Genomic DNA, 22,431 nt, shown 5'->3' on the forward strand with positions numbered 1-22,431 from the left:
ATTTTTAACATATTTACCACCAATTTATATCGACTTTAATGTCAAATTTTGTGGACTTTCAAAATAATTGTATACAAGTCGAGAAACTTCACGGATAAAGCGGATTGCGCTTTCATCATGGTTGGGTCGCTGGACGATAATTCCTGCTAAATAGACTTTCCCACTTGCTGTTTTGACGATTCCCGCATCACCTAAAACAAACCGCAAAGTACCTGTTTTATGATAAATTTTTGCACCTGTTCCTAAACCTTTAGGTAGAAGACTTTGATTGTGACAATTTCCCATCATATTGTAAATATGGGTGCGGCTATTTTCATTAATTAATTGATTATTTACCACCAAAGCCGCAAGTTTCACTAAATCCTTAGCGCTAGTTTTGTTTGTTCCGTATTCATCGACAAGTAAATGATTAATTTGGGTTTGTTGTAATCCCCAATGACGAAACCGCTTATTCAAAACATTTTTACCACCTAAGCGGTCAATAATCATGTTGGTAGCAACGTTATCGCTAATTGTCATCATTTTGGTTGCAGTTTCTAGCACTGTAAATTTGCTTCCTGCTGGTTTATATTGCAAGTCTCCCGAACCACCAACCTTTAAATCTGCTCTTTCGACTAATAATTCATCAAGACGGATACGACCTGCTTCGATTTCTTCAAACAGAGCAACTAGAATCGGGAATTTAATTGTACTCGCTGCGGAGAATATGCGATCGCCGTTAATATCTAAATAATCCCCGGTTTGTAAATCAACAAAAAACATCCCCGGTGAGAGGGATTTGTAACGATTCATCAACTGACGAATTTGCGTGTCCAATAATGATACTGGTTTTCCAAATTTGAGGGGTTCGGATGGGGGGTATTGATTATTCGGTTGGTTCAAATTGCTATTGACATCAGGATTAAAGGGATTTGTTTCTTCTGATTGAGGAGGTATAAATCTTATTCCTGGTAATGGTGGGAGAGGTGTGGTGTTTGCGAAAGTTAATTGTACCGATGATAAAATCCAAATGGTGCTACCAATAGTAGAAGATAGGAGATGGGTTAATTTCATGAATTTGATAGAGAAGGTGTGAGTGAAAGAAAAAATGAAAAAATCCAAAGCATTTATCAGCGAACTGAGATTTATATGACAAATTTAGCCGTTATCCTGATTGAGTTAACTAGATAATATTTGGATAATCGCCTCAGCCAAAATAATGAATAGAATCCACTAACAATTGAACAAATTAAGTTTTAGCTCGAAGCAGTGTAGATTGACAAGACGTGCAGAATACTTTGTTTCTGCGGTTACACCCTGAAGATGAATATTTCGGATCCGGATTTTCAGTTACACATGCTAGTTTGTTTTGATGCAATTCGTCAATAGCTGGATGATTAAAAATCTATTTTTTATTGATTTTCATTTCGTTGATAGTTTTTATTTGGCTTTCGCTTGATTCCTGTTTGGTAAATCAGAAACAGATGTGAATTCTGATTGGCTTGCTTCAACTGACTTGGTAAGAGTATTGGTCATGCGATCGCAAATACTTAAATTTAAATAAAAAAGGAATCTTCTCTCTCGAAAACAGCTAAATTAGAATAGTTAAATCAAGCAAGAAGGATGAATTGGATGCGAATTTTAATTGTCGAAGATGACCAGCGAATTGCTAAACCGCTTGCAGAGGATTTAAAGCATCAAAACTATGTTGTCGATATTACTTTTGACGGAATTGAAGCTTGGGAATATGCTCAAGCAACAGAATATGATTTAATTCTGCTCGATTTAATGTTACCAAAACTCGATGGAATTAGTCTTTGTAGTGGAAGTATTGTGATTATTCCGAATCGACATTTCAAATATATTTCTATCCAAATTCAAGATACAGGAATTGGTATCGCTCCGGACAATATAGAACGGGTCTTTGAGCGATTATGGCGTGCAGATACTTCTCGTCATTACCATGGTGGTGGATCGGGTTTAGGACTAGCAATTGCGAAAGCGATCGCTCAAAATCATAATGGTTGGATTACCCTTAGTAGTCAGTTGGGTGTGGGTAGTTGTTTTACAGTCTATTTACCATTATCATAAGCAAATTATTTTGTATTAATCAAAAGAATTACTACTACAAAAATAGGCTTAATTGTCCTGACGGAATTAAGCCTATATTCATCAACTATATGTGGGAAGAGTCTCAGGTCTATTATTTGCTAAATGTAACTCGTTCGTCTTTGTTTAAACTTGCAATTCAACCTGGTATATACTAGGCTTAACTAAACTAAATTTCCGGAAATAGATGAGGTAGGATTTATCACTGATGACTGTGAACTGATAATTTTATTTCCGTGGGAAATTTTGTCTGTGGTGGTACTTTCTGTGGTGTTTCTGTTTGAATAATTTTGTTTTTTGGATTGCTTTTTTAGATACAGCCACAGTTTTTTTTGGTGTCACTACACTACTAGTTTGAGCAGAGTTTGTAGCGTGTTTCGTTGTAGCGATCGCACTTGAAGATATTGCACCAAAACCGATTATACCCATTAATGTTGCCGCTAAGATTGTGTTTTTTGTTTTGAGCATGATTTGTCTACCTTTAGTTTGAAGATTGTGGAAATTACAGGTAATGAAAAACGACTTCGGGCTAACTAATACAATTGCTACAATGAATTTCTAGGTTGATTCTGAATTCGTTTATTTTTTGACATTGCTCGATTTAAGAGGTACTGCTCTCAACCCTGCTTTTACTGGAGTAGATGGTTGGGATTTGAGATTTGTTTTTTTGTGATACTGTTTTCCGTGGTATTTGTGAACAGTTGATTTTACTGACGCAGTCACAGCCTTTTTCGGTGTCACTACACTACTAGTTTGAGCAGAGTTTGTACCGTGTTTCGTTGCAGCGATCGCGCTTGAAGATATTGCACCAAAACCGATTATACCCATTAATGCTGCTGCGAAAATTGTTTTAGTAGTGTTTCTCATACTTTCGTTCTCTCCTTGAGACCGTTTCAATTCGTTTACAAGTCTCAAGATAAAGAACAAAAGTCAAGAACCTGGAAAGATTTGCAGCTAAATTTTCTTTTCTCAAGTAAATATAGTAGTAGAGACTTAGAGGGTGTTGATCAAAATCTGGGAGGAAGTAGATGTAGATATCTGTTGTCTGTGGGGTGTGCTATGACTGGAACAAATTAGTAGTCAGGGATAATTGTCGGTTGGGAAACCACTACGTTGCACAGGTTTCCCGCGTTAAAGTAAGTGGTGTTGGAACGCAGTGGAACCCAACAAAACTGATAGGTCAAACAAGTAAAATCTATACGGTCAATAAGTGTGCTTTTTGTTTAGATGGTTAATCCTTGAAGGTCAACCGTCAACAAACCAAAAGGTATATCAGTGTGCATGTTAAGATACTAATATCAGAACCTACGCACTCGTTGTGAGAAATCAGGTGTTTGGGATGGCTACGCAAGCAAGAAACCTCTGTGGGTCTACCCTATTACCCTACGGTCGATCTGCTACGGGAAGAAGTGCGATGACAGTGTTTACATTGTCCTTTCATCAGTCCTGTATTACATTACATCGGTGTATTTGGACGTAATAACCACACAGTTTCAACACCCAAAAAGACATCTGCACCTTCATGACGCACTAATGCAGGGTGGGAACTCGCTTGAGCGAAGGAAACAGTTCCATTGCTCGAAAATTCATTAGAGACGCAAACACGGGTGTGTCCACCATTAATCACGGTATCACCGGGATAACCAACCATGACAAATTCCCCTGGTTTCACCTGTGCTAGTAACTGACGGATTCGTTGTAGTTGTTGGTCTTGATTCGCAATGGATGTGACTTTGACTTCATCTACCAGTTTAAAGCGAACGGGATTACCGTGACTTGCTGCATAGCGATCGCTCCATTTGTACCATTGATTAGCATTGGCATATTCACCCCTATTACTATTATTATTGTTACGATAGTAAGGAGGTTCAAACCCACCTTTGCGTAAAACATTACCACCAAATAAATTACATTTAAACACATTACGCAACACACCAATGGGTACACCGACAGGTGCATTATGTCTGGGGTCAAGATTCACCCAAGGTTCTGAGAAATCATAATTTTTGGCAAATTCTGGTGTACACAGTTCATTCGCTGCACTCACAATATCTTGTAAAGTCGCTTGGGTAATTCCTGGTACACGGGTTCTGCGTAATTCCCGGTCTAAAGCCTGAGCAGTTTTTTGACCAACTTTACCATCAACAACCAATCCGTTTTGACGTTGAAATTCCCTCACGGCTTTGACGGTTTCATCTCCATAGTCACCGTCTGCACCAAATTCTAACAACATGTAACTCAAATTTTTTGTCCGACTTGCTAAAGCGATTAAAGCCTTTTGTACTGCTAATACAGAAGGATGTTTCCGTCCCGCATCCGGAAGTAACACCCGTCCTGCTAATAAATCAGCTTCACTGCTGAGATTTGCGATCGCAGTTCCGACACGGACTCGACTACCGAGACGTTGAAGTAGTTGATTTAACCAGCTACCGACACCTGCTTCTAGGGTATCAACATAGCGGGTAGCAATCATCTCCGCATCTAGACGGTTATTGCTAAGTCTTTCTAATTGAGCCATTTCCCCGCAGTTGAAGCGAGCATTTTTGACGAAAGATTGAACAGTGGTGGAAAGAACTGGCATATTACGCTCCGATTGTAAAGTGTGAAATTAAGTAATCTATGCAACTAACTACAATCGGCTTGGGTATGATTTCGCAAAAGAGAATAGTTCCTTCGTGATGTGGAAATTTAGGGATTAAATGAACTATGTACACCAGAAACTACAACAGTAGTTTTTTCGGCGTTGCTGAATTTGGGTATGAATTATGATTATTTACATTTTGTATTGAAACCACAACCGTCTCTTCGGTCGATCCGCGCTACCTGCGTCTACGTAGAGACGTAGCATCGCTACGTCTCTACACAACGTCAAATTTTCAATTCATATTTGTATTCAGCAACGCCGTTTTTTCCTACTCCCTATTCCCCACAATTAAAAACGATAGGCTAAAAATGGAATGAGCATTTCCGCACGACCTAAACCTCCATGTAAACCAGCATTCACATTTTTCCGATCCTCCGGGGACACAGGTTGGAAGGAATGGAAACAACTCCATTCGTCGCGGGGAAGTACAATTAAATCACCAATGCGATCGCGGGAATAAGGGGGAATGTCTGCTAGTCCAAATAAACCTAGTTGACAAGCAGTGTCCGTGGAAATCACCATAAAATCATCATCCAGGTAATTTTCAATATATTTAATTACCTGAGCTTCGCGATGGTGTTTCACGTGTAGGTATCGAGCTTGACTGCTTCCAGTCGGAGGAACAAACAAATGGTCAGTGATACCTGGATGGTCATTTAACCAGAGAATTTGCTCTTTATTTGTCACCCGTTGTCCGTGGTCGGCAATTAAAATTAATACGGTATCCTCACGACCTTGGAGTGGTTGCAAAATTTCCCGTTGTAAAGCAAAGTCAATCCCACTGATTTCGGCTCGGTAGTGAGGACTTAAGGGAGCGTGTCGATGGGCACTAGCATCAACATTGGGTACGTACATATAGGTAAAACTTTTCGGACTGACCTGGTTAGAAATGCGATCGCATAGTTGAACAAATCCCTGTTGCGGTGTCAAATAACCGTGAAAACCATCCTTCCCTGCTTTACTACCAACACTGGTATAACGACTAATACTAGATTGCTTGAAGGCATGGTAATTCACAATTTCCGTATTTACCCCTGCCTGTTCTAAACGCAGATAAATATTTGCTACAGGGACAAATGTATCCGGATTGAGTTGGGTATCTAACAAAGGCGCATTTGTCGGCGATATTTTCGGTCGCCAAGCAATAAAATCCACAATACTACCTAGTTCCCGCAGATACATGCTAGTAGCTAAAATTCCGTGTTGAGCCGGACTCGTAGCCGTTGCTGCCGAAGTCAGAGCCACCGTAGTTGTACTGGGAAATACGGAAGTAATGGGCATAAAAAAAGCCTGGGGACTAGAGCAGGCTTGAGCAAGATTAGGTGTATCCCCATTTGCGATTAAATCCCGGAGTTGGTCGTACCCCAAACCATCCAAAATCAGAAAAATCACATGATTAATTGCTCCAGCATTTAACCACTGTTCCCAAGCCTTGGTCACCAACTCATCACCCAGTAGCTGCGGTTGCAGGGGAGGTAAGGTAGTAGCAGCAAACCCATCTTTATCAGCTCCTAGCCATTGTAAAATCAAAGCCGGAACATTTGCCAAACCCAATCCATCGTAACTCGGACGGATGCGTGTTCGTTTAAAACCTTGAGTCCATTGCTGTCTTGCGATTAAACTGGCTTCAGCACGGGAAAGTATACCAGGCATATTCTTGTTATTAACCCAATATCCCCATTCTAGAATATTGCCACCAGTTTCTTTCCTCAACTCCTAACCCGAAAAAAATCCTTGTCTCAAATAGTCATTGAGGATTCCCCCTCGAATTCAAGTTGATTTAACAGATTTTTCAAATCCTCCACCAATAATTCATCTGCATACAAGGAGAAATTACTGACTTGATTTTGATGATGTTTTGAAGTTGACTGACTGCTTTGTTCAATTTCATCGACATCAAATAATGATAGTTGTGCTAATTTTGTTTTACACTCCTGCTTACTAGTTTTATTTGTATTCACGAAGTCACCCATTGGTTGACAACCATCAGAGAAACGTCTTAAAGTTGTGGCGATCGCTTCCAAACTATTATCGATTCCAATCCATTTACGTTTTAATTCGGAAGCGACAGCTAAAGTTGTACCTGAACCAGAAAAACAATCTAAAACTAAATCCCCAACGTCAGAAGCAGCTTGTACAAGTGGAATTGCTCTAAAACTGTAACCAAAGCGATCGCAGATTTCTTGAACCTTCTGTTTTCTTTTCAGCATTTCAACCGGAGTATCTGGACTAACATATTTCCGAAAAATTCTTGCTAGTTGTACTCTCATCCATTGATTAGGAACTTCAGAAATTTGCATCAGCAATCGAACAGAAGACTCAGATGATTTTAATAATTGACCGAACAAAATTAAAACTGGTTCATAAAGTTGACAAGCACTTTGAAGAATATCTGGATAATATTCCCCACTAACTTATGTGCATCTTGCTGATAATCTGCAAATGATTTAATTTGACTGGACATGAATAAATATAATTAACTTGAATCAGAAATACCCTCATGATAAGTTACAGGTAAAATCACAGTAAAAGTAGTTCCAATTCCAACTTGACTCCAAACGGAAATTTCACCCCCATGAGCGTCCACACATTTCTTCACAATTGCTAATCCTAAACCTGTTCCAGTAATTTTCCCTACGTTATCAGCACGATGGAAGGGTTGGAAAATACGGGGTAAATCGGCTGGAGGAATGCCAATTCCAGAGTCTTGAATTTGGATAATTACACGATTTTTCTGATTCAATAATTCCCAGTTAATTTGACTGGGAGGAAGGGAATATTTAATCGCATTATTCAGTAAATTTCCAATAATATGTCTGAGTAAGGTTTCATCCCATAATGCACCTTGATGAAATGCCCCACAGATTTTTAAGAAAATTTTTATATTTTTTTCTGCTGCTGCTAGTTGATATTCTTCTAATAGCTGGTGACAAAACTGCCCTAAGTCAATCACCTCCAAATCACAGGGGATTTTCCCCGTATCTGCTTTGCCAATGAAAGAAGCCTCATCTAATAATTGTGCCATTGATTTAATTGCCGAGCGGATTAATTGATAGTGGGATTGTTTTTTCTCTGGAGAAACTTTCCCATCACTATTTTGTAATAACCCCGCAGCTAATAAAATTGTGTTTAAAGGATTACGAATATCATGGGACAGCATCGAGACAAATTCCGATTTAAATTGATTAATCTCTTGTGCTTTGAGCAATTCGCTTGTCCTTTCTTCCACACAAGTTTCTAGGGATTTGTTAAGGGTGCGTAGATGTTCGAGAGCATGTTTGCGCTCAATCGCATATCGTAGCGATCGCAATAACAGTACGCCGTTTTCTTGATGAATTTCTCGCTTGACTAGGTAATCTTGCGCTCCTTGACGTACTGCTTCTACCGCTAAATCATCATCATTGGTATTAGTTAGCACCACAATTGGAATACTGGGAGCTAGGTGCATCAAAGGAGGTAGGGAATTTAACCCTGTGCTGTCAGGTAAGGTTAAATCCAACAAAATCACATCAAAGGGACAAACCATACCCTGAATTTGTAATTGCATCAAATGTTGCAGTGCATCACCTAAACGTTGGCAGTGTAGCAAACTTATCTCGTAGGTGGGTGATGCTGTCAACAATTCCCTTAATAACCTTGCTTCTGCCAAGTTATCCTCTATTAATAGGATTTTGACTAAAGTTACCATAATCGAGAGGGAGTGGGAGAGGGGATCAAAGGAGAGAGGAAGAAGGAAAGCGGGGGAGACCGGATACTAATATATCTCTAAGTATCTGAAGTATGATGAAAGTTTCTTCTCCCCTGGGTTCCCTGTTGTCCTATTCCAGGGGTAAAGTTACTGTTGATAACCAAAAATCCTCGATTCCTTTGACGATTTGAAAAAGTTCGCTGAGGTTGCGAGATTTGGTAATGTAGCAATTGACGTGGAGGTCATAGCTATGAAAAATATCTTCTTCATTCCGGGAAGTAGTCAGTACAACTACGGGTATTCTCCGGAGGTTGGGGTCAGCTTTGATTTCTGCTAAGACTTCTCTGCCATCTTTTTTTGGTAAATTCAGGTCAAGTAAGATTAGGTCTGGTCGAGGTGCGTTTTCATACTCCCCTTCCCGACGCAGGTAAGCCATCGCATCCATACCGTCGCGGACTGTCACCACTTCATGAGGAAGGGAACTATGTTTCAGCGCTTCGAGAATCAGACGAATATCGGCTTTATTATCCTCGACCAAAAATATTTGCCTTGACTTTACGTCGTTTGACTCGTTCACGTTCGCTTCCTCCCAATGGAAGTGTAAAGTAGAAAGTAGCACCTTCCCCTGGTTGGGATTCGACCCAAATTCTTCCTCGATGACATTCAATAATTTTTTTACAAATCGCTAAACCCATACCCGTTCCATGATATTCGTCACGGGTATGTAAACGTTGGAAGATGACGAAAATGCGATCGCTAAATTTGGGATCTAATCCAATTCCGTTATCGCTCACAGAAAACAACCATTCTTCTTCTAGTCGAGTTGCACCAATATGAATCACTGGTGGTTTGTCGCTGCGGAATTTAATCGCATTACCCACTAGGTTTTGAAATAGTTGCATAATTTGCGTACTATCTGCCATGACTGTTGGTAAATCGTCATGGGTAATGGTTGCTTTGGTTTCGTTAATGCGTTGACGTAAATTCCCTAATGCTCGCTCTAAAGCTAGATTAACATCTGTTAGTTGAAATTCCACCGCTTGCATATCAACCTTGGAATATGCTAACACATCATCAATTAAGGTTTGCATTAAGCTGACACCTTCCACGACATAACTGATGAATTCGTTTGCATCTTCATCTAGTTGATTTTGATAGCGCATTTCCAACAGTTGCACATAGTTAGCAACCTGATTTAATGGTTCTTGTAAATCATGGGAAGCAACATAGGCGAATTTTTTCAACTCGGCATTAGAAAGTTCTAAATCATGAGCTAATTGAGCTAATTCATCGGCTTGTTTTAGCACAATATTCACAATCGCTTTGCGCAATTCTAATGCTGCTTTAATCTCGACATGCTTCCAATTTAAAGAGGTTAATTGAACAGTTTCTTTCCACAGTTCAAAGGATTTACGTGGACGTAAACGTAAATTACCATCGCTTTGTGTCAAAGCAAAAGCATTATTGGGATCACCACCCCAATTGACGGTTTGGATGACCTCTGGACGGAACCACAGCACATAGTTTCGCTTGGATATCGGTATTGCTAATAATCCACTGGCTACATGTTTATATTTTTCCGCATCCGGATAAATTTTGGGTAGAGAATCTGTATAAAACACCTCCTCATTCACGTTTGAGCGTAGCCATTGCAGCAAGTAATTTAAATCCTCTTCACTAGGTGTTTTCCCAATCAAAGTATAATTACCAGCAAAACAAATTGCCGCACCTTGTGCATTGACTAAATCTAATATATTTGGTTGATCAACTTGGACTAAGCCATCAATAAAGTTTTCCTCCTGGGACATTTGTTCAACTAATGCAGATTGAACATGGGCTAACTGCATGCGATAATCGTAATCTTCTGTCTCTTCCCGTGCGGAAATTTCTGCAAATACCACCCTTCCTAAAAATTCACAGGCTTTTCGCAATTCATAGGATACATATTTAGGTGTTTGGTGGTGACAAGCGATTAATCCCCACAATTTACCTTCCTTAATCAAGGAAATTGTTAAGGATGCACCCACACCCATATTGTGCAAATATTCAATATGACAGGGAGATGCACTCCGCAAAATAGAGTTAGTTAAATTTGTCGCCGTTTTGCTAATCGGATTGATTGCTGGAATAATTTTGACTGGCTCTACATGGGTATTGGGAATAATCCGAATCCAATTTGAAGTAAACAGTTTGCGAGCAGGTTTGGGAATATCGGATTCGGGATAGTGTAAACCTAAATAGGATTCTAAATGACTCAGTTTTTCTTCCCCAATGACCGAACCATGTCCATCTTCATCAAATTTGTAAAGCATTACCCGATCAAATCCGGTAATCTTGCGCACCTCTTGCACAATTATTTGACAAAAATCATGGTTACTACTATTGGCTGAAAGCTGGTTAATGGAAGCTCTAGCTAGGTGATAAAAACTCAAGAAAGGAATATTTTCCTGTGATAACGCTGGTTCCAGTTCTAAAACTAAAAAGCCCTCTTGGTTACGATGGAAAACCGCATCAAACACACTATAATCATCACCAGATTTGCGAATCCAGACCTTACTGGGATTAATAAAATCCAGACTTTCTGCGCTTAAACCCTGTTGAATTTGTCCAATTTGATAGGTATCCAGTAAGTCCTCTAGTTTCATTCCCAATACCGCTTCCGGTGCAATCCCAAAATGAGTATGGACGTTACTACTAACTTGTAAAATCGTTAATTCCGGTTCTTGCAATACCAAAAGTACACCGTGTGGTTGAATTTCATCGTAAAGATGGATTGGTGCATCTTTGAGTTGCATCCATTCCCGGTTTTCCTGCTGTAAAACACTGGTCATTGATTGTACTCCTGCAATATTCAGGATGATTGGGAATTTGAGATAAGTTCAAATAATATTTAGTAGCCTTAATGTACTGCCTTCACTATAGATGAAAGTCTGTCTGGGAGTAGGAAAAACTCCTATCTCATCGTTTACAGGGTCAATCAGTGAGCTTTTTTTAGATAGCTAATGCTTCCAGCTCAACTGTCATCTGTCAACAAACTAATTGCAAAGTATACCTATGTAATTTATACTCACGCCTCGTATTCTAACAACAGGTTATAGGAAAAACAGATAATAAATGTGAAAACACTTAGACTTGCACTACTAGCTTTGTTTAAGAAATAAGTTATTAAGTAACAATAGTTTAATAAAAAATAAAATTTACTTGTGAGGAGGAAGTGGGAGAGACGCAACATGTCCCGTCTGTAGGGGAGTTGGGAGTAGAAAAAACTTTCATTAATTGTGATGTCAGCATTACATGTTGACTACTCCCTATTTTCTAGATACTGATGATTAAGTATAAATCGAGATTTCCAGTCGATATTGAGTATTGATGAGAATTTTCTCATGGAAAATTCATCAAATTTTCATCCTGCTCTATAAGGATATATACCAGCAAACACATCGGCTGTTTTGCGGAAATTATTTCCTGAGATAGAGGTTATCACCATGCGAGTTTGCGTTATCGGTACGGGATATGTTGGCTTGGTTACAGGTGCTTGTCTCGCAAAAATTGGACACCACGTCATCTGCATTGATAATAATGCAGAAAAGGTGGCACTAATGCAATCTGGAAGGTCTCCAATTTTTGAACCTGGTTTAGATGAAATTATGCAGTCGGGAATGGAAGCAGGAAGATTGCAGTTTAGTACTGATTTGGCTGCGGGTGTTGCGCATGGTGATATCCTATTTATTGCGGTAGGTACTCCGGCGCTACCAACAGGGGAAAGTGATACTCAGTATGTAGAAGCGGTCGCACGGGGTATTGGTTCCCATTTGAATGGGGGATATAAAGTTATTGTGAACAAGTCCACCGTTCCCATTGGTTCTGGTGATTGGGTTCGCAGGATTGTGTTGGATGGAGTCGCGGAACGTCAGGAGAGGATTGCTGGATTTGATGTGGTGAGTAATCCAGAGTTTTTACGGGAAGGTTCAGCTGTCTATGATACTTTCAATCCCGACAGAATTGTTTTGGGAAGTAATAGCGATAGAGCGATCGCAATGATGAAGGATTTGTATGCACCGATTGTGAGTCGAGAGTTTGCGGAGGATAAATCTTTACCTGCAGTTCCGGTGGTGGTGACAGATATTACATCGGCAGAGATGATTAAGTATGCAGCTAATGCTTTTTTAGCGACAAAGATTAGTTTTATTAACGAAGTTGCCAATATCTGTGACAGAGTGGGTGCAGATGTAACTCAGGTAGCGACAGGAATCGGTTTAGATTCGCGGATTGGGAATAAATTTTTGCAAGCAGGGATTGGTTGGGGTGGTTCCTGTTTTCCCAAGGATGTGTCTGCATTGATTCACACTGCTAGGGATTATGGTTACGAAACACGGTTGTTAAATGCAGCAGTTGCAACTAATCAAACTCAACGTTTAGTTGCGTTAGAGAAATTGCAGCAGGTATTAAAGATTCTTAAGGGTAAAACTATTGGTTTATTGGGATTAACTTTTAAACCTGATACTGATGATTTGCGGGATGCTCCTGCGTTGGATTTAATTACGAATTTGACCCGTTTAGGTGCAAAGGTCAAAGGTTATGACCCAATTATTTCCTCTAGAAATTCCCATTCTAATCTTGCTCAATTGATTTTAGCAAATAATCCGGAGGAATTAGCTGAAAATTGTGACGCTTTAGTGTTGGTTACGGATTGGCAAATCTTCCGAGAATTGGATTATCATCGACTTGCAAGTTTAATGGTGACACCGATTATTGTGGATGGAAGAAATTTCTTGAATCCACAAATTTTGGCAGAAGTAGGTTTTCATTATATTGGTATTGGTCGTCCTAATTACAGTTATGTTGGGATGACAAATCAAATCATGACGAAAAATATAAATCAATTTCCTGTGTTAGAAATAGTTTGAATCACCCCTGCTAGAAGATTCAAGGGAAAGAATAGATATTTTCTCAATATTCCCAGTATGGTTGACGTAGCGTTATACAGTAAACGGTCAGAAAAGAAGTTTTAAGTTAGCCTGGGAACCCAGAATAAAATACCTCTTAAAACCTGTAATTTGCTGTATCTCTCTAACCATAGACATATCCCAAGGAGAGATTCTCCCAGCAAATCTATTCCCTGGGAATCATTCCAAATCCTTCAGAAATAGGTAGCTAATAGCTGTGAGATTAGTTTAGAATTTCAAACCTCAAATTATCAAGATTGGAGTTTTTTCATGATTAGACTGATGGTATATTCCCATGACGCATTCGGTCTTGGTAATATTCGCAGAATGTTAGCGATATGTGAACATCTACTCCAGGAAATTCCTGGAGTGTCGATTTTATTACTATCAGGTTCACCGATGTTGCAGGGATTTCGCTTACCTCCAGGACTGGATTATATTAAACTTCCCTGCGTAAATCGCGGGGAGATGGGGGAGGTGAGTGCGAAGTATTTGGGGATGGATGTGGAGGATGTGATTAGATTGCGATCGCACATCATTCTGTCATCTGCTATTAATTTTCAACCGGATTTATTTTTGGTGGATAAAAAAGCCTACGGAATCAAGGATGAGTTGTTTCCTACGGTGCGCTATTTACATAAAAGTCTTCCCGATACTAAGTTAGTATTATTATTTCGCGATATTCTGGATACTCCTGAAAAAACTATTCGGGAATGGCAAAAAAATAATTATTACCAAGCCATTGATGAGTATTATGATTTATTATTAGTAGTGGGAACTCAGGACATATTTGATTTTACTCACGAATATCAACTTCCTGCCAAAATAGCCAAAAAAGTTAGATTTTGCGGTTATATTCGTCGTCCATCAGGTTGCAAAAAGCGAGAAATTATTAGTCAAGAATTACAGGTACAATCAACAGAAAAGTTAATCCTGGTCACTCCCGGTGGAGGAGAGGATGGTTATCAGTTAATCCATACTTATTTACAAGCTTTAGAAATATTACCAAAAAATCATAACCTCAAAAGTTTAATTATCTGTGGTCCAGAAATGCCATTACACCATAAACAAGCACTGGAACAGATTACAGTGAACAATCCCCAGGTAATCATGGAGGAATTTACTGATGATTTAATGAGTTATATCCAAGCGGCAGATGCGGTAGTAGCGATGGGTGGTTATAATACGACCTGTGAGATTTTATCAGCAAAGACACCAGCAATTATTATCCCCCGTTTTAAACCTTCCCAGGAACAATTAATTCGCGCTTTTCGGATGGAAAAACAGGGTTTATTACAAGCTATACATCCCGATGATTTTACACCTGAGACTTTGATTCATGAGTTAACCCACATCTTAATCACACCCTATTCAACTCCTAAGATTGATTTAGGAGGTTTATCTCGAATCGCACGTCAACTCAGAAATCTTCTCGCTGATAAATTTACTACTACATCAGAATTTTTTAGTTACCAATCTCAGGAATTTTGTCCAATATAAAGGTATTTTAGATTTTGAGTAAGTCGGAAAATCTCATCAATGTAGTATTCCATGTGATGCAAATGATAACGGGTCAAATCATACCATTAACTTAGGTTGCTCATGATTAAGTTACAAAGCTGGAGTCGCTATTTCATTTTCTTTCTACTCCCTAATCCCTTCCAGCTTGAGAAATTTTTCAGAAATACGGAACTAAATCCTACTCCCAACTACCGTACAGACGGGACATGTCGCGTCTCTCCCACTCTCTTTCTCAATACTACTATTTTCACTCCAAACTTAATTAAAACCACAAAACAGGTAAAAGTATGAAAAAATTAATGTTTTACTGTCAACACATACTAGGAATGGGACATTTAGTCCGTAGTATGGAAATTATTCGGGGATTGATACCGGAATTTCAAGTTTGCTTTGTCAACGGTGGAGAAGTTATCCAGGAGTTTCCCCTACCTGATGGAGTGGAAGTAATTAATTTACCTGCGATTAAAACAGATGCAGAATTTAAAACCCTTCAGGTTGTTGATCCATCCCTAACTTTAGCTGAAGTCCAAGAAGTTCGTAAAAATCAACTTTTGGAAATTTTCCAGCGATTTCAACCAGATATCTTCATGATTGAACTATTTCCCTTTGGTCGAGGAAAGTTTAAATTTGAATTAATTCCTCTGTTGGAACAAGCTAAACTTACTCAAAAGTCTGTCAAAATAGTTTGCAGCTTACGTGATATAGTTGTCACCAAAACCAATCGCATCGAATACGAAGAAAAAGTTTGTAAATTAATGAATAAATACTTTGATTTACTCCTAATTCATGGCGACCCAAAATTCTATCCATTATCAGAAACTTTCACTCGTTTACAAGACATCAAATGTCAAATGAACTATACTGGCTTTGTAGTCCAAAAACCGTCACTTCATCCTACCCTAACTCCAGAAGATGAAGCTGTAATTACCTCAGAAAATCCCCTGATTTTAGTAAGTGTTGGTGGTGGAAGATTTGGTCATGAGTTAATTGATTGTATAGTCGAGTCAGCACCAATACTAGCTGAAAAAATCCCCCATCATATTCAAGTATTCACAGGTCCATTTATCCCACCAGAAAAATTACATAACTGGCAAAATCTGACAGCAACCCAAAAAAATATCAGTGTTAGTCGCTACACTATAAATCTACTCAGTTATATGCAAAAAGCCGATTTATCAATTAGTATGTCTGGCTATAATACAACTTTAAATATCATGACCACAGGAGCGAAAGCTATGATATTACCCTTTATGGGTAACGATGACCAAGAACAGAAAATGCGTGCAGAAAAACTGGAAAAATTGGGTGTGGTAAAAATGATACAACCACAAGAACTACAACCAGAAATCTTAACTGACAAAATAGTTAACTATCTGCAACAGGAACATAACAGAATCAAATTTGATTTTAACGGTGTAGAGAATACCACCTTAGCATTAAAAAGTCTTCTTCTTCAACCACAACTAGCTTAATTTAATTAACTTGATCAATCCTCTGTTTTTTAAAATATGAAAAGCGAGTAAAACTATGACTAAAAAAATCTGCATCACCACCCTAGAATATCCCCCCGATGTCGGTGGAGTCGGGGAATCTGTCAAACGGATTTCTAAAATGTTGACGGATGTCGGTTACGAAGTACATGTAGCTGTGTTTCGTTCTAAACAACGTCTAGTAGAGAATAATATCTATAGACGTGCTAGTTGTAAAACAACTGTACAAGATAATATATATGTGCATCGAATTAAATCAGCAGCTCGTGATGAAGTGACGGAGGTTACAGATTTTTTAGCTGATATCTATTTTCAATTGAAGTGTCTGCACCAAACCTATAAATTTGATTTATTTCATGCATTTTTTTTGGTGGAAACTGGTTATGTCACCACCATGTTAGCTAAAGAAAATGACATTCCTGTGATTAATAGTGTGCGTGGTGCAGACCTGCATAAACATATATTTAACCCGAAAAATTACGGTCAAATTGCTTGGGTTTTAGAAAATTCAGCTTGGACAACTTTTGTGAGTTGGGATTTGCAAAAACGCGCTCAAGTTTTAGTTCCCAGCATTAAATATCAGTCCTCTGTGTTTTGGAACTCGATTATCCCGATTGATTTTACAAGTCTTCCGAAACCAGCTTTAATTGATGAATTATCAGGTTTAATTATTGGTTCTACAGGTCGATTCCGTGACAAAAAGGGGATTGAGTTTTTGCTGGATGCTTGTAGTAAATTAAGTCGAGAAATTGATATAACCCTGTTATTGGTTGGTGATTTTGTTGACAAGGAAAAAAATTATTGGCAACATGAATTGCGGCAATGTAGCTTGGGGGATAAACTCAAAATTACAGGAATTTTAAGTCGGGAAGAAGCATTAGCTTATTTACCCTACTTGGATATTTTTGCGATTCCTTCTTTAAGCGATGGCTGTCCGAATGCTTTGTTGGAAGCAATGTTAGCTGGTTGTACAATCGTGGGAACAAATGTCGATGCGATTGGGGAAATTATTGAGGATAATATTAGTGGTTTGCTAGTGAATCCTGGTAGTAGTGCAGAATTAGCTGCTGCTTTGAAATATTTAGCTGACAAACCGGAATTGCGACACAAGCTAGGTGTTGCAGCACGGGAAAAAGCACTCTTGAAATTAACACCTGCGATTGAACAGGGAAATTGGTTGAATATTTATCAACGTGTTTTGATGTCTACTGATTCTTTGCTGACAAATCGTGTGAGAATTGTGTAATTTGTGTAGTAATGATTTCTCATAAATTACTTTTTCAGGGAGTAGGGAGTGGGAAGTAGTAGGAAAATCAACCCATAACTCAAAGTTTATCACTCCCTTCCTCAAAACATAGGTTTCGTCATTTTCAAACAGGTTTGGTTTGGAGAATGAATTTAGATATTCTCTCATCACACCATGTTAACAGTTGTTTGATTGAAAATTTATCAATAATTATTGGTGATTAATCATGAATAAACCACAGGTAACTATTGTTGTATCTCAACGGGAACGTTTCAGTTTCACTCGTGAATCTTTGGAAAGTATCTACCAACATACGACTGTACCGTTCAAGTTAATTTATGTAGATGGAAATTCTCCAACTAAGGTACAAAAGTATTTAGAAGAACAGTCTCAAGAGAGAAACTTTCACTTAATTCGTAAGAATTATTATCTCTCCCCTAACCAAGCACGAAATTTAGCTATTCCCTTTGTCGATACAGAGTATTTGTTATTTGTAGATAATGATGTTTTGGTCAGTCCTAATTGGTTAGAATATTTGTTGCAGTGTGAGGAAGAAACCCATGCGACCGTGGTTTGTCCTTTGACTTGTATTGGTAAAAATTTTGGGGAAACTGTGCATTTAGCAGGTGGGGAAGCTCATATTGTTGAAAAACTGAAAGAAGATGGAACAATTAAACGGAAGGTGCATGAGAAGCATTATTTTGTTAATCGCAAGGTGGCAGAAATTCAACATGAATTAAAGCGACAAAAATGTGAGTTTGCGGAATTTCATTGTATGCTGGTGAGAACGGAAATTTTCTCAAAAGTGGGATTGCTGGATGAGGGTTTACTCAGTACTCGTGAACATATTGATTTTTGTATGACAGTTAATAATGCGGGTGGTAGTTTTTATTGTGAACCAGCTTCTGTTGTCACCTATGTTCCTGGTTTAAAATGGGAATTACCTGAGTTAGAATTTTTTATGATACGGTGGAGCAATGCTTGGGAAATTGCAAGTTTAGAGCATTTTGCGAAGAAGTGGAATCTTGCAACAAAAGATAGGTATTTTGAGAAGCGCTATCAACGGATGGGACATCGAAGACACAAGGGTTTTTTGATTCCGTTTTTGAAGTTTATTACTGTTGATTGGAATCCTTTATGGTTACAGAACTGGGCGATTAATCTGGAGCGAAAAGTTAACAAGATGATTACTGATAATTATGCAAAAAGCTTACCTTCACATTACAAAGCATCGTTGACAAGTAATATTCAGGAAAGGGAATTAGTTTCTAGTCGATAGGTTTTAGAGGATGTTTTAAAAGTCAATTTTAATACTTAAGAGACGCGATATGTCTCGTCTGTACAGCAATCCCCGGATTTCTCAGAACATTTTCAAACCCCTGCAAAATCCGGGTTTCTATATTTACTCGGAAATATAAACTAGGAATATGAAAGAGAAAAAAGCAAAAAGTATTCAAAATGCTTTGTCAGTAATGATGAGGATTTGGCAGCGTTTTTCACCACAAATTAATCAGCAAAAAGGTATATTGATTACTTCTTTTCTAGCTTTAGTTGCAGAGATATTTCTTCACCTGTTAGAACCGTGGCCATTGAAGTTTATTTTTGATTATATTCTTGTTCCTAACTTTAAAGAAAAAATCTCAGGATTTTCCCTATTTCAAGGATTAGACCCATTTACCTTAGTGGCTATTTTCGCAATTACTCTAATTATAATAACTACCCTACGTGCTTGTGCAGCCTATTTTAGTATCTATGGAATGTCCTTAGCTGCGAGTAATATTTTGACAGAAATTCGGGCAGAACTTTATAGCCACATCCAAAATCTTTCTCTTTCCTTCCATCACCGAGTTAAAAGTGGTGATTTGATAGCTCGTGTTACTTCCGATATTTCTAAATTACGGGAAGTGATTGTGATGGCTTTATTACCCTTAATTGCTAATTCCTGTACTATTTTTGGCATGATTGTAGTCATGTTTTGGGTGCATTGGGAATTAGCGGTGTTTGCTTTAGCCATATTTCCTATATTCGTTTTCGCAACAGCACGGTTAACCCAAAAAATTCGAGGGGTAGTCAAATCCCAACGTCAACGGGAAGGTTTATTAGCGGATGTGACAGCAGAATCGATTGGTGCAATTAAAGTTGTGCAAGCGCTGTCCCTACAATCGATGTTAGAAGATATTTTCGCGAACCAAAATCGTCAAAGTTTCCAGGAAAGTACTAATGCACAAAAATTAGCTGCGGGAATGGAAAGAATGGTGGAATTGTTGGTGGGGGTTGCCACAGCTTTGGTATTATGGCGAGGGGTGCATTTGGTTATGGGTAATCATATTACTCCTGGAGACTTGCTGGTGTTTGTGAATTACTTCCGAATTGCCTTTAAACCGATGCGCTTATTAGCCAAATACGTGGGACAAATTGCTAAAGCAACCGCATCCGGCGATCGCATTCTTGATATCCTGGATACTGTACCTGATATTCAGGACACCCGTTGGTCGCGGGAGGCTCCTAGTTTTCGTGGACACATCCAATTTAAAAATGTCAGTTTTGCCTATACACCGGAACAAAGTATCCTGAAAAACATTAATTTTACAGTCATGCCGGGTCAGCGCGTGGCTTTGGTGGGGGCTTCCGGAGGTGGAAAGTCTACTCTGACAAGTTTACTACTGCGTTTATACGACCCAACTAGTGGCGGAATTTTTATTGATGGGCATGATTTACGAGAGTATAAATTACAATCCTTGCGTCGGCAAATTAGCGTAGTATTACAGGAAAGCGTGTTGTTCGCTGCAAGTGTGAGAGATAACATCGTCTACGGGAATTTACATGCCTCCGATACTGAAATTGAAGCCGCAGCAAAACTAGCAAATGCCCATGATTTTATTGTACGATTGCCCCTGGGTTACGATACTATTTTAGGAGAACGGGGAGCGACCCTTTCCGGGGGACAAAGACAACGGATTGCGATCGCTCGTGCAGCAATTCGTCAGTCTCCAATTGTGATTTTAGATGAACCGACCACTGGCTTAGACCAGGAAAACGAACATATTGTCAATCAGGCTTTGGATAGATTGACGGAGGGAAAGACGACGTTTGTGGTATCCCATAACTTGAAAGCTGTCCAGGATGCAGATTTGATAGTTTATATTGAAGCTGGGGAAATTTTAGAACAGGGTACTCACCAACAATTAATGCGGTTAGGTGGTCGATATGCGGCGATGTATGCGTTGCAATCGGTTTTGGGAAATGATGACAGGTCTGATACGTTGAGTTATATATCATAGCCTGAATTGCTCACAAATCCCTCAAACTTATGGGGAGTAGGGAATAGACAGCCTTACCCTTAATTTGTGAAAAATGCAGAATAGGTAATTCTGGAGACATCGCCATGCGATGTCTCTACTGGTTTTGTGATGTTATGAATAGCTGGAAAAATTACTAATTAATTCTGGATTAATCACGTTTGACGAAAATTTTGACACATTTTCTGACCCTGCTCCCCGTCAGGTATCAAATCCAAAGTAAAACGGTATAACGTGAGTATTCCTACTGGGAAGTTTGCGACGATGAGTCATTAAAGTCTGAAACCCACCCAGGATTATTTGTGGGAAATAAAAGTTTTTAAAAACCTCCTTGTCTAAACCTGGAATCAGCCAGTTATTGAGTATGTTCTCAACTAAACTTATACCATTTCACGAAAATTTTGATACATTTTCTCCCCCTGCATCCCCTGCTCTCCTAAATGTATAAACTTCAAAGTAAAACGGTATTAGAGGTTGCTTTTAACCTGAAATTCCACAATCACTGATTCACAAGGATTATATCCCTAGGTAGAGCATATTTATCGCTTTGAACTTCCTTGGAGATATCTAAATTTTGCCGTAAGGGCGATGTTTTCACTGTGAATCTTATTTTATAAATAAAGCTATTACAGCAGCTTTAGCAGTGTCAGGGAATCAGCTACTACACAATTAATTCATACTCTTTGATGGGGTTGTTTGTTGAGAGTGAGTTGGCGACTATCAGCAGTACATTACAGTCAAATTGCGATGAATATGTGTTGGGCAGAAAAAGTTTATAAATAGGTGTTTTATAACCTTTTATTGGACTCATTGTATCTGGAAGTCTGGAAGCTGTAAATGTAAATAATTGATTGCCAGGTTTAAAATTAGTTTTTGAGCTTTGCTATCAATTCACGATAAATTTCCCGATGAATTAACTATCAAAGATTCGTTTTTGCAAGTTAATGACAACAGGAGTAACACTCCAACAAATCAACAAAAAATCTATCTGTCGTTCAATTGTGGAGAAGAATTAATCATGAACTTCCGTCGTTTATTCGCAACCATCACTCGTTCCGTAACTGCGATCGCTCTTTGCCTGACTTTAGCATTCTCCCACGCTTCACCATCCCTAGCGGTCTCTAGCTACGGTAGCAGCAACAGCGCTAAAACTGAAGCTACAGACCAATTAACTGGTATTCAAAAGCAAACCGATCGAGTAGCTGCTTCTGCACCCCTTAACCGTGAACAAACCCAAGCTCGGTCACAAAAAGGTTTAAATGAAGTTCAAGCTGATGCTGACAAAGATAAAATGTATCGTCCCAGCAACTCCCAGGATGCAACTACTGTGAAGGAGCAAGTTGAAGACTTCTTGGGTAATATTACTGGTGGTAACTAGTATTTGACCACATGAATTTGGATGGGTGAAAAAAAGCACGTAGTGGCGCTCTAGCGCTTGATATTAACCCTTTTTCCAGCCCAGAGCTACTTGAATTCCCCATCCATTAATGCATTAGACCACATAGTATC

Annotated in this window: 17 protein-coding genes and 1 pseudogene; 9 read left to right on the forward strand and 9 right to left on the reverse strand. The window is 38.9% G+C overall.

Translation table 11 applies throughout. The features are described 5' to 3' along the window. Positions 1-24: 24 nt before the first annotated feature. A complete protein-coding gene (locus tag CDC37_RS06595) occupies positions 25-1,053 on the reverse strand; it encodes a serine hydrolase (protein WP_096621043.1) in 1,029 nt (342 codons plus the stop codon). 558 nt (positions 1,054-1,611) lie between these two features. Between CDC37_RS06595 and CDC37_RS25645 the strand changes: the two are divergent. After that, positions 1,612-1,800 (forward strand): annotated as a pseudogene (locus CDC37_RS25645) (response regulator); the annotation flags it as partial. Beyond that, positions 1,789-2,070, forward strand: a complete 282-nt coding sequence (locus tag CDC37_RS25650; RefSeq protein WP_442861083.1) for a sensor histidine kinase — start codon at positions 1,789-1,791, stop codon at positions 2,068-2,070. The pseudogene CDC37_RS25645 and the gene CDC37_RS25650, both read left to right, overlap by 12 nt. Before the next feature lie 246 nt (positions 2,071-2,316). Here the strand turns inward: CDC37_RS25650 and CDC37_RS06605 are convergent, their stop codons facing one another. The 8 genes from CDC37_RS06605 to CDC37_RS06640 form a co-directional block, all read right to left on the reverse strand. Next, positions 2,317-2,556: a hypothetical protein gene (locus tag CDC37_RS06605; protein WP_096621044.1), complete on the reverse strand. Its 240-nt coding sequence runs from the start codon at positions 2,554-2,556 to the stop codon at positions 2,317-2,319. 111 nt (positions 2,557-2,667) lie between these two features. After that, positions 2,668-2,955 (reverse strand): hypothetical protein, encoded by a 288-nt coding sequence (locus CDC37_RS06610; RefSeq protein WP_096621045.1) that lies wholly within the window; start codon positions 2,953-2,955, stop codon positions 2,668-2,670. 589 nt (positions 2,956-3,544) lie between these two features. Continuing rightward, positions 3,545-4,669, reverse strand: a complete 1,125-nt coding sequence (locus tag CDC37_RS06615) for a peptidoglycan-binding domain-containing protein (RefSeq protein ID WP_096621046.1) — start codon at positions 4,667-4,669, stop codon at positions 3,545-3,547. Positions 4,670-5,020: 351 nt separating this feature from the next. Continuing rightward, positions 5,021-6,385, reverse strand: coding sequence for an alkaline phosphatase family protein (locus CDC37_RS06620; RefSeq protein WP_096621047.1), 1,365 nt, complete (start codon positions 6,383-6,385; stop codon positions 5,021-5,023). A gap of 86 nt (positions 6,386-6,471) precedes the next feature. Further along, positions 6,472-7,032: a DNA methyltransferase gene (locus CDC37_RS06625; RefSeq protein ID WP_172892763.1), complete on the reverse strand. Its 561-nt coding sequence runs from the start codon at positions 7,030-7,032 to the stop codon at positions 6,472-6,474. Positions 7,033-7,208: 176 nt separating this feature from the next. Beyond that, a complete protein-coding gene (locus tag CDC37_RS06630; protein ID WP_442861067.1) occupies positions 7,209-8,420 on the reverse strand; it encodes an ATP-binding protein in 1,212 nt (403 codons plus the stop codon). A 130-nt stretch (positions 8,421-8,550) separates the two neighbouring features. Continuing rightward, entirely contained in the window at positions 8,551-8,958 is a 408-nt protein-coding gene (locus tag CDC37_RS06635; protein ID WP_096621049.1) for a response regulator, read from the reverse strand. Then, positions 8,945-11,251 (reverse strand): sensor histidine kinase, encoded by a 2,307-nt coding sequence (locus CDC37_RS06640; protein WP_096621050.1) that lies wholly within the window; start codon positions 11,249-11,251, stop codon positions 8,945-8,947. Before CDC37_RS06640 ends, CDC37_RS06635 begins: the two co-directional genes overlap by 14 nt. 654 nt (positions 11,252-11,905) lie before the next feature. Here CDC37_RS06640 and CDC37_RS06645 point away from each other — a divergent pair. The 7 genes from CDC37_RS06645 to CDC37_RS06675 all read left to right on the forward strand — a co-directional run bounded on the left by CDC37_RS06645 (position 11,906) and on the right by CDC37_RS06675 (position 22,300). Next, a complete protein-coding gene (locus CDC37_RS06645; RefSeq protein WP_096621051.1) occupies positions 11,906-13,327 on the forward strand; it encodes a UDP-glucose dehydrogenase family protein in 1,422 nt (473 codons plus the stop codon). A 309-nt stretch (positions 13,328-13,636) separates the two neighbouring features. Next, entirely contained in the window at positions 13,637-14,866 is a 1,230-nt protein-coding gene (locus CDC37_RS06650) for a glycosyltransferase family protein (RefSeq protein WP_442861068.1), read from the forward strand. Between the two features lie 308 nt (positions 14,867-15,174). Further along, positions 15,175-16,359, forward strand: a complete 1,185-nt coding sequence (locus CDC37_RS06655; RefSeq protein ID WP_096621052.1) for a glycosyltransferase family protein — start codon at positions 15,175-15,177, stop codon at positions 16,357-16,359. Positions 16,360-16,414: 55 nt separating this feature from the next. Further along, positions 16,415-17,623: a glycosyltransferase gene (locus tag CDC37_RS06660; RefSeq protein ID WP_096621053.1), complete on the forward strand. Its 1,209-nt coding sequence runs from the start codon at positions 16,415-16,417 to the stop codon at positions 17,621-17,623. A gap of 226 nt (positions 17,624-17,849) precedes the next feature. Next, positions 17,850-18,902 carry a glycosyltransferase family 2 protein gene (locus tag CDC37_RS06665; protein WP_096621054.1) on the forward strand — a complete coding sequence of 351 codons (1,053 nt, stop codon included), beginning with the start codon at positions 17,850-17,852 and terminating at the stop codon, positions 18,900-18,902. A 148-nt stretch (positions 18,903-19,050) separates the two neighbouring features. Further along, on the forward strand, positions 19,051-20,904 hold the full coding sequence (locus CDC37_RS06670) for an ABC transporter ATP-binding protein (protein WP_096621055.1): 1,854 nt from the start codon (positions 19,051-19,053) through the stop codon (positions 20,902-20,904). An 898-nt stretch (positions 20,905-21,802) separates the two neighbouring features. Then, complete coding sequence (locus tag CDC37_RS06675) at positions 21,803-22,300, forward strand: hypothetical protein (RefSeq protein WP_231943259.1); 498 nt, start codon at positions 21,803-21,805, stop codon at positions 22,298-22,300. The last annotated feature ends 131 nt before the right edge of the window (positions 22,301-22,431 follow it).

This window comes from Calothrix sp. NIES-3974 (assembly GCF_002368395.1).
GTDB lineage: Bacteria > Cyanobacteriota > Cyanobacteriia > Cyanobacteriales > Nostocaceae > NIES-3974.